The organism is Alcanivorax sp. 24 (genome assembly GCF_004360225.1).
In the GTDB taxonomy this organism is placed as follows: domain Bacteria; phylum Pseudomonadota; class Gammaproteobacteria; order Pseudomonadales; family Alcanivoracaceae; genus Alloalcanivorax; species Alloalcanivorax xiamenensis.
Genome location: NZ_SNUA01000025.1, coordinates 14,684 through 27,273, shown reverse-complemented (window position 1 = coordinate 27,273; position 12,590 = coordinate 14,684). Strand labels below are relative to the sequence as shown.

General features: G+C 61.9%; 8 protein-coding genes. 4 read left to right on the top strand and 4 right to left on the bottom strand.

Annotated features, from left to right (window positions below; genetic code table 11):
• The first annotated feature begins 745 nt into the window (after window positions 1-745).
• Window positions 746-1,981 (top strand): NADH:flavin oxidoreductase/NADH oxidase family protein, encoded by a 1,236-nt coding sequence (locus E0L37_RS20705; protein ID WP_133493539.1) that lies wholly within the window; start codon window positions 746-748, stop codon window positions 1,979-1,981.
• Between the two features lie 148 nt (window positions 1,982-2,129).
• Here E0L37_RS20705 and E0L37_RS20700 read toward each other — a convergent pair whose 3' ends face one another.
• On the bottom strand, window positions 2,130-4,691 hold the full coding sequence (locus E0L37_RS20700; protein ID WP_166643110.1) for an ATP-binding protein: 2,562 nt from the start codon (window positions 4,689-4,691) through the stop codon (window positions 2,130-2,132).
• Window positions 4,692-4,994: 303 nt separating this feature from the next.
• On the opposite strand from E0L37_RS20700, the gene E0L37_RS20695 reads away from it, so the two are divergent.
• Window positions 4,995-5,597, top strand: coding sequence for a hypothetical protein (locus E0L37_RS20695; protein WP_133493537.1), 603 nt, complete (start codon window positions 4,995-4,997; stop codon window positions 5,595-5,597).
• 125 nt (window positions 5,598-5,722) lie between these two features.
• Entirely contained in the window at window positions 5,723-8,185 is a 2,463-nt protein-coding gene (locus E0L37_RS20690; protein WP_133493536.1) for a VolA/Pla-1 family phospholipase, read from the top strand.
• A gap of 51 nt (window positions 8,186-8,236) precedes the next feature.
• On the opposite strand, the gene E0L37_RS20685 is transcribed toward E0L37_RS20690, so the two are convergent.
• Window positions 8,237-9,106, bottom strand: coding sequence for an AEC family transporter (locus E0L37_RS20685; RefSeq protein WP_133493535.1), 870 nt, complete (start codon window positions 9,104-9,106; stop codon window positions 8,237-8,239).
• A 232-nt stretch (window positions 9,107-9,338) separates the two neighbouring features.
• On the opposite strand from E0L37_RS20685, the gene mnmC reads away from it, so the two are divergent.
• Entirely contained in the window at window positions 9,339-11,201 is a 1,863-nt protein-coding gene (gene mnmC, locus E0L37_RS20680) for a bifunctional tRNA (5-methylaminomethyl-2-thiouridine)(34)-methyltransferase MnmD/FAD-dependent 5-carboxymethylaminomethyl-2-thiouridine(34) oxidoreductase MnmC (protein ID WP_133493534.1), read from the top strand.
• Between the two features lie 137 nt (window positions 11,202-11,338).
• Here mnmC and E0L37_RS20675 read toward each other — a convergent pair whose 3' ends face one another.
• Together E0L37_RS20675 and E0L37_RS20670 are read right to left on the bottom strand one after the other, a co-directional pair.
• Window positions 11,339-11,551, bottom strand: a complete 213-nt coding sequence (locus tag E0L37_RS20675; protein WP_133493533.1) for a YheU family protein — start codon at window positions 11,549-11,551, stop codon at window positions 11,339-11,341.
• A gap of 9 nt (window positions 11,552-11,560) precedes the next feature.
• Complete coding sequence (locus E0L37_RS20670) at window positions 11,561-12,139, bottom strand: transglycosylase SLT domain-containing protein (protein WP_133493532.1); 579 nt, start codon at window positions 12,137-12,139, stop codon at window positions 11,561-11,563.
• Between the last annotated feature and the right edge of the window lie 451 nt (window positions 12,140-12,590).

Genomic DNA, 12,590 nt, shown 5'->3' with positions numbered 1-12,590 from the left:
CAAGCGGGGCTCCCACGGATCCGCCACGAAGCCGCTGTGGGAAGCTTGCTGGCAAGCGAATATCCCAACACCAGAGGGCCGGAATTCGTCAGCAAGCGGGGCTCCCACGGATCCGCCACGAAGCCGCTGTGGGAAGCTTGCTGGCAAGCGAATATCCCAACACCAGAGGGCCGGAATTCGTCAGCAAGCGGGGCTCCCACGGATCCGCCACGAAGCCGCCGTGGGAAGCTTGCTGGCAAGCGAATATCCCAACACCAGAGGGCCGGAATTCGTCAGCAAGCGGGCCTCCCACGGATCCGCCACGAAGCCACTGTGGGAAGCTTGCTGGCAAGCGAATATCCCAACACCAGAGGGCCGGAATTCGCCAGCAAGCTGGTCTCCCACGGATCCGCCACGAAGCCGCTGTGGGAAGCTTGCTGGCAAGCGAATATCCCAACACCCGAGGGCCGGAATTCGTCAGCAAGCGGGGCTCCCACGGATCCGCCACGAAGCCGCTGTGGGAAGCTTGCTGGCAAGCGAATGGTCAACAGCCCAGGGCAGCGGAGCACCGCCCGGGCTGCTTCCCACAGCGGCGCTGTAGCCCCCTCTGAATGGATGTCTTCGAGGTAACCGGGCAACACCCCGCAGCCCCGGGTTTTGACTGTAGCGCCTAGCGTCAGGCGCTTCTTCTTTTTGTCCCGAGAGGACGCGGCAAAGCCGGCCTCAATGGGCATCATGAGCCCATCGAATCCATTGGAGTCCCGAGATGACCGTAACCCTCGACCAGCCGCTGTCCCTGCCCTGCGGCGTGGCACTGAAGAACCGCCTGGGCAAATCGGCCATGAGCGAAACCCTGGGAACCCCAGGCAACCGGGTGACGCCACGCCTGGTGCGGCTGTATCGCGAATGGGCCCGGGGCGGCACCGGCCTGCTGGTCACCGGCAATGTCATGGTGGACCGCCGCGCCATCGGCGAGCCCTGCAACGTGGTGCTGGAAAACAACCGTGACAAACGGCTGCTGGAACGCTGGGCCCTGGCCGGGCGCGAGCAGGATACCCATATCTGGATGCAACTCAATCATCCCGGCAAACAGGCCCCGAAGGCGCTCAATCGTGGCGCGGTGGCCCCCTCCGCGGTGCCGTTCAGCGATCCCAAACTGGGTCGTTTCTTCCATCTGCCGCGAGCTTTGACGCAGGCCGAAATCGCCGACATCGTGCGCCGCTTCGGTGAATCCGCCGCTCTCGCCCGCGACGCCGGTTTCACCGGCGTGCAGATTCATGGTGCCCACGGCTATCTGGTCAGTCAGTTCCTGTCGCCACTGTCCAACCAGCGTGAAGACGAATACGGCGGCAACGCCGAGAATCGCCGCCGCTTTGTCCTGGAGGTGTACGACGCCATCCGCGAGCGGGTTGGCGACGATTTCCCGGTGTCGATCAAACTCAACTCCGCGGATTTCCAGAAAGGCGGCTTCGAGCAAGGCGAATCGCTGCAAGTGGTGGAAGCACTGGCGCAACGAGGCATGGATCTGATCGAGATTTCCGGCGGCACTTATGAGTCGCCGCGCATGGCCGGTCAAGGCGTGAAGGCGTCCACCCGCCGGCGCGAGGCCTATTTTCTCGACTACGCCGAACAGGTGCGGCAACGGGTGACGGTACCGCTGATGGTCACCGGCGGCTTCCGCACGCTGGAGGGAATGAACAGCGCCCTGGCCGACGGCGCCACCGACATGGTCGGCTTGGCCCGCCCTCTGGTGGTGGAGCCGGATTTAAGCCAGCGCTTGCTGGACGGGCGTGCCCGCGATTGCAAAGTGAAACCGATCCGCACCGGCGTCCGCCTGGTGGACGAAGCAGCGATGATGGAAGTGTCCTGGTACACCCTGCAGTTGGGGCGCATTGCCCGTGGCAAAGCGCCGTTGCCGGATGCCGGCGGCCTCAGCTCGCTGCTGAAAGTGGCCGGCGTGGTGGGCTGGCGCCGGCTGCGGATGGGGCGGCTTAGAGCCTGAGCATCGATTCACTGGCCGAACTACAAAGCCACTGTGGGAAGCTCGCTCGCCAGCGAATGTGTCAATGCCAGAGTCCGGTAATTCGCCAGCAAGCTGGGCTCCGACAACGGCTTCGTAGTGCCCAGGCTCACGAGCCGCGATGTCGGCGTCAAGGCCGGTCTGCCGGGCCGGCAGACACGCTCCCCAGGTATTGTTGTAATGCCGATTGCAGCGCGCTCAGCGTCAGCGGCTTGATCAGTTGGCCATTCATGCCGGCGTCCCGCAGACGGTCGGCGTATTCCGGCAGAATATGGGCACTCAGCGCCAGGATCACCGTCGGCGGCCAGCCCTGTTCCCGTTCCAACTGTCGCATCCGGCGGGCGCTGGTGAAGCCGTCCATGACCGGCATGTCCAGATCCATCAGTACCAGCCGGAAGCCGCCGGCGGCGGTGGTGAACGCCTGCAACGCCTGAGCGCCGTCGTCGGCCAGATGTGGCGCCGGCACGCCCAAGCGCTGCAGATAGCCGCGCGTCACCATCTGATTGACCGGGTTGTCTTCCGCCACCAGCACCCGCAACCGCCGCCTGTCCTCATCGAATGCATACGACGACAACGGTGCCGCCGCACTGTCACGATTACACAGCAGTTCCTGCAACTCACTGACACTGAGCACGGAGCGGCGCACCAGGGTAACGTCGTCCCGCATGCTGAGGTCATCGCTTTGCCGCATGCCGCACAACACCACCACCTGGAGACCGGCGCCGCTGCACCGGACCGCCTGCAGAGCGCTATCCAGTTGCGCACTGTCACGCACTCCGTTGATCAACAGCGGTGTGTCCTTTTCCACGGGCAATGCCGACAATGACGCCAGCGAATCCAGTATTCGTACCGACTGGAAGCGCGAGTCCCCTTCCAACAGTGCCGCCAGATTCCCGCTACGATCCCACATCAGCGCCGGCCGCATGGGAATTTCCGCCATCGGCACCGGCTTCGCCGAGACCGGCAGGCGTACACGGAAGCGAAACCGGGAGCCTTTGCCCATGGCGCTGCGCACATGAATCTCCCCTCCCATCAGCCGGACCAGTTCCTGGCTAATGGACAGCCCCAGGCCGGTGCCGCCAAACTCCCGCGTCACCGAAGCGCTGGCCTGGGAAAAATGCTGGAATAACCGCTTCTGCTCCTCGCGGCTCATGCCCATGCCACTGTCGCTGACGGCGAACTCCAGCAGGACCTGGCCATCACAGTGCTCCAGACAGCGGGCGGTGACCCGGATCCGCCCCTGGCGGGTGAATTTAACCGCGTTGGACAGCAGATTGGTGAACACCTGGCGCAGCCGGGGGGCATCCCCGATCACCTGAGAGGGCATGGCCGGATCCACGTCCACCAGAATCAGATTGCCGTTATCACTGGCCGGCAGACTGAACATACGGGCACAATCGCTCATTTCCTCCGCCGGATCGAACGGCCCTGGTTCCAATTCCAGTTTGCCGGCTTCCAACTTGGCGTAGTCGAGCACGTCGTTGATCAACGTGGTCAGGGTACGGCCGGCGTTCTCGATCAGGCCGATGTACTCCCGCTGACGCGGTGATGGATTAGTCTCCCGCAGCAGCTCAGCCAGCCCAAGCACACCGTTGAGCGGGGTGCGGATCTCATGGCTCATGCGCGCCAGAAAGCGACTTTTGGCACGCAACTCCGCCCGTCCGCGAATCGCCTTGGTAGTGAAATGCAGGAAGACCCCACTCAGCACCAACACCGCCAGATACAGCATGGCGATACCGCCCATGGTCCAGAGCGTGTCGTGGCGGGCCCCCTGGTGAGCCTGCAATACCAAGCGGCGGGCCAGATCCACGGTAAGTCCGGCGAACTCATGCACCCGCCGCTGCCTCGCACCACCCTGCTCCAACGCTTCGCGCCAAGGCACGGTGACGCGGGGAGTCGCCACCAGGTGCTGGTCCACCCACTGTAAATAGCTCATCAACGAATCGCGCAACGGCCGCCACTGTTGACGTAACGCCGTGTCCCCGGCGCGGGCCGCCAGCGCCTTTACCTGCCCGTCCAGCAGCAGAATCTGTTCTTCCAGTTTGAGCCGGGCGGATTCCAGACGAAGCGCATCGACACCGCTCAGATAGCCGCCGCGCAGGCTGGTGTACATGGCAATGGAACGGATCAGCCCAACGTGCAGCGTCAACTCGCGCAGGCCGTTGATCGGTAGCGACAGTGCTTCACTGGGTTGTGGCCGGGTGCCGGTGGACAGATCGGACATGTACAGCACCGCCGCCAGGGTGGCATAAAGGCGCTCATTGATGTGCTCGACATTATCGAAAGGCCCGGCCACATCCTCCACCGACATGCCGGTGCGCACCGCCGAATCGCGCCACTCCCGGCGCAGCACGCCCCCCTGATCCAGCAGTCCCGGCGATGGCAGCGCCACCAGCGCATCCAGGAACGCGGTGATCCGCTGATCGGTCCGCTCACGGGCACCGCGATAGCGAATGTTCAACTCAGCGGATTCCAGGTGGACCATGCCCACCGCCAGATCCCGAACTTCTTCCAACACCGGCGCCACCGCCAGACCCGCCTCGAAAGCGTGGATATCACCGAGCATGCGCTGGTAATTGTCGTGCACCGACAGGCGGTGTTGCAAAATCAACAGCGCCAGCAGCACGAACGGCACCGTGATCAAGGCCGCCATCAGCGCAATGGCGGGAAAGGCTGTTTTTTTACTGGCCAACCGCTTCTCCCATCCAGGGCCAACCGGCGCTCTTCCCGAGCCATTCCATTGTGCCATTCACGGCCACTGCTGTCCCACCGTTGGAACAGCCCGTTTATTCGCGGCACGCTGCATGCCCACACATCAATTCGCTGGTAAACCAGCTTCCCACAGCGGCTCCGTAGCTTCTTTTCCGTGGGAAGCTGGCTTGCCAGCGAATTGGCCCGAGACATACCTCCAGGCCCAAGACTGTGCACACACAGACAGTCATACTGGCGCCACCTATGTCATCATAGGCATTCCTTTCGTAACAACGAAACCACCGTGCCCCTGAAGATTCTTTTTTTTACTTTCCTGCTGTTCGCCTTGGGATTGAGCGGTTGCCAGAACATTACCCGGACCTCGTCGCCGCCACGTTTGCTGGCGGGCGATCCCGACTGGGATGTGCATCGCTTCCGCACGCCGGATACCCTGGCCGGTCTGGAAGCGGACGGCGAAATTACCGCGCCACGGCGGCGCCAGTGGCGTTACCGGCTGCCGGCGCCAGCCAGCGAGCGTGTTACCGTGACGGTGGTGCCGATGCCCGGGGGCTGGGACCGGATGTCACCACAACGGGCAGTGTCTGGCCGCTACGGCCAGCTGCGGCAGCGGCGTCTGGATCATCTGATGAAACGCCCCGAACTGTCATTGACCGTGGACGAGGAACGGCTGTTCGATCTGGAAGGCCATGCCAGCGCCAGCAGCCGCTGGCACTGGCTGGACAACGACGGTCGCCGCCGTGATCACGCGATGCTGTTGATGCACATGGACGACCATTTTTTGCTGTTCGAGGGTTATTCGCGGGACCAGAACAGTCGCTGGCTGTTGCTATTGCTCAAGCGGGCCCAGGCGGAATTTCGCGCCGCGCAGACCAAACCCCATAAGTAGCCGGGTTTCTCACCGCCACGCCAATACTCGCCCCCAATGACCCTCCCTATTCAGGGTATGCCCTTCCGGTTCTCTCCCTGGCAAAGTGGTAAAGACAAAGCGGAATAGACACCGCCAAACATTAAATGCACAGGGCGCCTTGGGGGGCGTTTTATGGATTTCGGAAACCATATAAAAAAATTTCAATTTCACTAACAATAGGCTGTGCATTAGGGCTCTCCGGTTGTGGCGGTAGCGACGTCGACTTGTCGGCTGAAGAGGACTCTCCTGTCGCGGCAACGCGTGCGGCCTTTGATCCGGCCAACGACGTGCTTCCTATACCCAGCAACATCCTGCTCATTGACAGCACCGATTCGACCTTGAATCTTCCGGTGGACAGTCCTGATGACAGCGCGGATCCACAGGTCGCCATCAATGGGCTGGATGGATGGGGTACACACTCAACATTAACGTTTTCATTCTCGGTACCTGTCGACAAACACGGCAATTCAGTGCGCATCGACGCCGATAGCCTGACGCGATCCGGCGCTGTACGACTGTTCAGCACGGCACAGGGAGGCAGCGATGTGGGCGGCGGTTGCGCGGCAGCCTCCCCGGCAACGGTCTGTGCCATTACCGGCGAGTTGACCTATGGCGAGGATTTCGCCGTGTCAGCATCCGGTTCAAGCGGTTTGGCGATCATTCCGTTGCGCCCATTACAACCAGAAACCGGCTACGTGGTAGCACTGACCAGTCGTATTCAGGATTCTCTAGGACGCGATGTTGAGCCATCACGAACGTATAGTCAGATGAAAAAGCCTCTGTCGGAATCGCCAGATTCAGATAATACCGATACCCGGAATCTGCGAGCGCTGATCAATAGCTATGAAAATGCCATGGCGGCCTATGGCGTTGACACCGATACGGTGATCATGTCAAGTAATTTCACCACGCAATCAGTGGGGGAAGCGCTGGGGGTAATTAAAGCCCGCTATGCGCGGCAGTATTCGACCACAGGAACACCAGCGCTGCAGGCCATGAACACCGGTATAACAGTGGCCGATGCGTTGGTTCTCACCGGTTTATTACCGAACGACCCGATCGATCCAGCTTATGCCATCGCCTCAACCGCCAGATTGTATGGCGGCCAGGTGACGCTGCACTATTACTCAGCTTCACCCTCCGCTGAAAACCCAGCGGCTCCGCTTAATCAGCGCTGGCGCGCCTCTTGCGATAGCCCCATCTCCGTGTTGAATGCTATCCGCACCGGTGAATTGGACCCTGGCACAGTGGGTGTCGATCCGAATAATCCGGATACCTATAATCCCGCCAACAACTGTATCCATGCCGGCATCGATACCGATCGCCATTTAACCAAAGCCAACCCGATTCCACGGCGGCAAAGTGATGTCGTCGTGCCTGCACGAGTTACTATTCCCGATCTGGCAACGGTTAACGCGGTTCGTCAGGCGCAAGGCCTGGAGCCATTTTCGGCGGCCCCCACCGACGGCTGGCCGGTCGTGATTTTCCAGCATGGCATCACCGCCAATAAAGATAGTCTGTTACCAATTGCCGGCACGCTGGCATTGAATGGTTTCGCCGCTGTGGCAATTGACCATCCCCTTCATGGCGAGCGCGGATTTGATGTCGATATGGACGGCACCGACGAGATTAATGCCTCGACCCTGAGTGTTACCCACTACATGAACCTGGATGACCTGCTGGTGACGCGTGATAACCTGCGCCAGTCGATCGCTGACGTGCTGGGCCTGCGCGTAAGCCTGAATGGCTTCGTCGCCAACGACGGCGAGACCATCGATGTCTCCCGCGTCTACTTTGCCGGCCACTCACTCGGCGCGATCACGGGCACGGGCTTTACTGCTCTGGCCAATAGCGCATTACCCGATACGTTCCCGGAGCAAGCCAATGACCTCTTCGCGGTTCGCGCCAGCACGCTGGCCATGCCCGGCGGCAGTATCGCCAACTTCTTATTGGCGTCACCTTCGTTCTCGGCCACGATCAAGAGTCAGCTGCTTTACGCTTCCAGTACGGAATTCAAAGCGGCGGCCAACACCGCGGCGGAACAGCAGGGGGTTACTCCCGGCTCAACGGCCTTTATCGATGTTCTGGAGACGTTTTACCCACAATTCATCAGTTCGCTAAGTGATCGTCAATTAGCACGGATTAACGCCACCTTCGAGCAGTTCGCCTTTGCAGCTCAAACGGTAGTGGATTCAGCGGATCCGGTAAACTATGCGGCCATGATCGGTGCCAATGATACACCTGTTCATCTGATCGAAATCGCCGGTAATGGCGACCAAGGCAGCTCGGACCAGGTAATTCCCAATAACGTAGAGGGTGCCCCCTTGGCGGGTACCGAACCGTTGATCAGCCTGCTGCAATTGCCTGCTATCAGCACCACCACTGCCGCCACCGGCGGTGCCGCCGTCTCCGGCGCGGTGCGTTTTGTCGAGGGGACACATGCCTCTCTGGTCGATCCGACAGCGTCCGCGGCAGCCACACAGGAGATGCAAACATCAATCGGTGCATGGTTCGCTTCAGACGCAACGGTACTGCCAGTGGCCAACGAGACGGTGGTGAAACCGTAGGCCACTGCCCGGTTAATCCGTGCCAGGACCCACGTTACCCCGTGGGGATTTTCAACCCATCGCCACCATCAGTAACAGCGGCAGAGTCACGAACGACAAGGCGGTGGAACACATGACCATGGCCGCCACCTGCTCCGGGCCCTGGCGGTACGTCTGCGCCAACAGGTAATTGAACACCGCCACCGGCATGGTGGATTGGATCAGTACCACGCCACGCAGCATTCCCTCGGTGCCGGTGAGTTCGCAGGCCAGCCAGGCCAATCCGAACCCCATCCCCAAACGCAACACGGCAAAAGCGGCGCCGGGGCCCAGGTTATGTACCCGTAGCTGCGACAACGAGACACCCAGAGTGATCAGCATCATCGGGATCACCAGACCACCGATCAGATCGACGCTGTTGAACAGCCACTCCGGTAGCTCAATGCGGAATATGACCATAATCAGGGCAATCACCACCGATATCAGAATCGGGTGCATGAACAATCCGCGCGACAGCCCCTGACCGCTGACCACCGCCAGCCCGAACGAGAACTGCAGCACCGACGACAGCATCATCCAGGCCAGAGCCAACGCCAGGCCGTGGTCACCAAACGCGAGCAGACACAACGGCAACCCCATGTTGCCGGTGTTGGGAAACAGCATGGCCGGCAGAAACACCCGTGGTGAGCGGCCACTGATACGAATCGCCGCCAGCGCGACCAGCGCCGTTCCCGCGAACACCGCGGCGTACAAGCCGGCTACCTCCATCAGCGCCGCCAGCGACAGGCCGGTTTTACCCAGCGTGGCAACGATCAGACATGGCGTGGCGATGGTGGTGACCAGGGTACTGACCATGGAGATGTCATAGGGGCGGCCGCTGCGCCCCCAGAAATAACCCACGCCGGCACAGGCCACCACCGGCGCCATCACTGACCAGATCAAAGCTCTCTCCCGAGTTCAAAAACTAGCGGAAACACGCATTATGAGGCCGCTGTGGGAAGCTTGCTTGCAAGCGAATATTGCCAATGGCCCGGATACTCCCATTCGCTTGCAAGCAAGCTCCCACAGCGGCTTCGTAGTAGCTCCCGGTTCCGGACACAGCAAACGCCAGCCCCGCATCATGCTAAACTCGCCAGCGCAATCAAACGACCAATTCTGGGGAGTGCCTCCACTCATGTCCAACGGTGACTTCGAACCCCTGCAACCGGCCCGGCTGGATTGGCAGGCGGACACGCCGGTGGCGACGGATTTCGACGACCCGTACTTTTCCCGGCAGGACGGCGTGGCGGAAAGCGATTATGTGTTCCTGAAGGGCAATCGTCTGGACCAGCGCTTCCGGGCGCTGCTCCCCGGGCAGCATTTCGTTATCGGCGAAACCGGTTTCGGCACCGGCCTGAACATGTTGTTGGCGGCGCGCCTGTTTCTGCGGCTGGCGCCGGAAGACACCCTGTTGGATCTGCTGTCGGTGGAAAAGCATCCCCTGCACGCCGAGGATCTCGCCCGCGCCCTGGCCCACTGGCCGGATCTGGCCGATCTGACGGCGCCCTTGCAGCGGCAGTACCCACCGCCCTGCCCCGGCTACCATCGCCTGCAACTGCACCCCCGGGTGCGCCTCACTCTGATGTACGGTGAGGCCACCGCGCAATGGCGGCATTGTCACAGCGAGGTGGACGCCTGGTTCCTGGACGGCTTCGCGCCTTCCCGCAATCCGGACATGTGGCAGCCGGAGCTGTTCCGGCAATTGGCCCGGCTGAGCCGCCCCGGCACCACCTTCGCCACCTTCACCGCCGCCGGTGAGGTGCGCCGCGGCTTGCAGGAAGCTGGCTTTCAGGTGCGCCGCATCGACGGCTTCGGTCATAAACGCCACATGGCTGTTGGCGAATTCGGCGACGACAACTGGACCGCCCGGCATTGGCAGCGTGGCCACGCCCTGATCGCCGGGGCCGGCCTGGCCGGGGCCAGCAGCGCCCGGGCCCTGGCCGAGCGCGGCTGGCGGGTAACCGTGCTGGATCCGGCCGGCATCGCCCAGGGGGCCTCCGGCAATCTCGCCGGCGTGGTCTATTCAACACCCAGTGGTCATCCGACACCGCAGAACCGCTTCTACCAAATGAGTTACGTGCACGCACTGCGCTGGCTGAACCGGTTTGAATTCCCCGGGCCGGAGCAAGGCCGTCTGAACGGCGTGGTGCAGTATCCGGTGGATCAACGTCAGAAGGACAAACTGGACCGGGCCCTGGAAAGCGGAGCCTGGCCCGATACCCTGCTGATGCCCCGGGACGACGGCGGCATGCTACTCGCCGGCGGCGGCTATCTGCGCCCGGGCGCCTGGTGCGAGACACTGCTGGCTCATCCGGCCATCACCGTGCGCCGGGACAAGGTTACCGGGTATGTGGCCGGAGATCCGGTGCGCGTATCCCTGCAGGGCGGCGATGAACTGGAAGCCGACACACTGATCCTGGCCACCGCTGCCCAGGCCCGCCGCTTCGACGACCTGCATTGGCTTCCGCTCAAGATCATTCGTGGACAGGTCAGTTACTGCCGCGCCACCGAAGCCAGCGCCAACTGGCAACAGGCCCGCTGTCATGGCGGCTACCTGATCCCGGCGGTGGACGGCCTGCATTGCGTCGGAGCCACTTTCGATCTGCACGATGACAATCCACGGCCCAGTGACCATCATGACCAAATGAATCTGCTGCAGTTGAAGCAATATCTACCGGAAGCGTGGCGGGAACTGGGCGGCAAGCACATCGAAGTGGTGGATCGGCGGGTGGCGTTCCGCTGCCAGAGTAATGATTTCCTGCCTCTGTGCGGCCCGCAGCCACGGGAGTTGGGGCCGATTCTGGATCAGGCGCCTGGTGTCTGGCTGAACCTGGCGCATGGCAGCCGGGGTATCACCGGCACGCCGTTGTGCGCGGATCTGCTGGCGGACCGGCTCAGTGATCTGCCGCTGCCGGTGGACGACACCCTGGAGGAAGCACTGGCGCCAGTGCGGTTCCTGCTCCGTCAGCGGCGCAAGAAGCGGCCACGGCGAACATAGGAATGATCTGCTGGCACGTCTACACGCCGATTCGCGAGCAAGCTCGCTTCCCACAGAGAGGGCTACGCGGCTGCGGGAAGCAAGCTTGCTCGCGAATTCCTGTCTCCAGATGCCATCGATATAGCACCGATCTGAATTCAGGACGCCATAACCAGGTCCACGGACTCGGTGGCTTCATCGAACATCAACTTGCATTCGCCCCCTTCCAGCAAGCGCCGCACCTGCTCCACCTTGGTGGTTAGCGGCACTTCCTGTTCACCATAGTCGGTGCCATCGCGGGTCACGTATTCCTCGATCAGATTGGTGAGGGTCTCGGCGCTCACTTCCCGCCAGGGCACTTCGATTGGCATATCCCCTCCTCAACGCCCGCAACCGGCCATCTGCGCCCGGTACTGGTCAGCCATGGCCGCGGCCCGGCGGGCGGATCGCTGCATGTAGGGTTTGTTTTTCCATACGCCGCGAGAGTAGCCGCCATGGCCGGCATAATAAGCCAGGTACAGGTGGTAGGCATCGTTCAACGGGATGCCGTTACGCATGTGGCTCTGGTGGTGGTACCAGCCGACGAAGTGCACCGCATCGGAGAAGTCGGAGCGCTTGGCCCCCCGGCGGCCGGTTTCCTTCTGATACCAGGCCCAGGTGCCGTCCAGCGCCTGCGGATAACCGTAAGCGCTGGAAGGACGTTTCCAGGGAATGATCCACAACAACTTGGTCCGTGGCGGTTTCACCCGCGCCTGGAAGCCGGATTCCTTGTAAATGGTCGCCATCAGAATGGGCACCGGCACACCGTACTCCTTCTCGGTACGTTTGGCGGCCTTGTACCAATTATTGAACCACCCCCCTTTCTGATCGAACACGGCGCAAACGTTTTCGGTCCGGGTCGGGGTGGACGCGCAGCCCGCCAGTCCGACCAGCAACAGCGCCAACAACAGGACTCGCATGGATAACCTCGGAATTCTGGTTTGCGACATGGTAGCGGTTGCCCTCCGGAAAGGGAAAACGGGAATCGCGTGTGGCCCACAGGCCGTGCACTGAAGCCGCTGTGGGAAGCTTGCTGGCAAGCGAATGTACCCGCAACAGAGGCCGCATTCGCCAGCAAGATGGTCTCCCACAGAGCATGCCACGCCGCCGCTGTGGGAAGCTTGCTGGCAAGCGAATGTACCCGCAACAGAGGCCGCATTCGCCAGCAAGATGGTCTCCCACAGAGCATGCCACGGCGCCGCTGTGGGAAGCTTGCTGGCAAGCGAATGTACCCGCAACAGAGGCCGCATTCGCCAGCAAGATGGTCTCCCACAAAGCATGCCACGCCGCCGCTGTGGGAAGCTTGCTGGCAAGCGAATGTACCCGCAACAGAGGCCGTATTCGCCAGCAAGATGGTCTCCCACAGAGCAT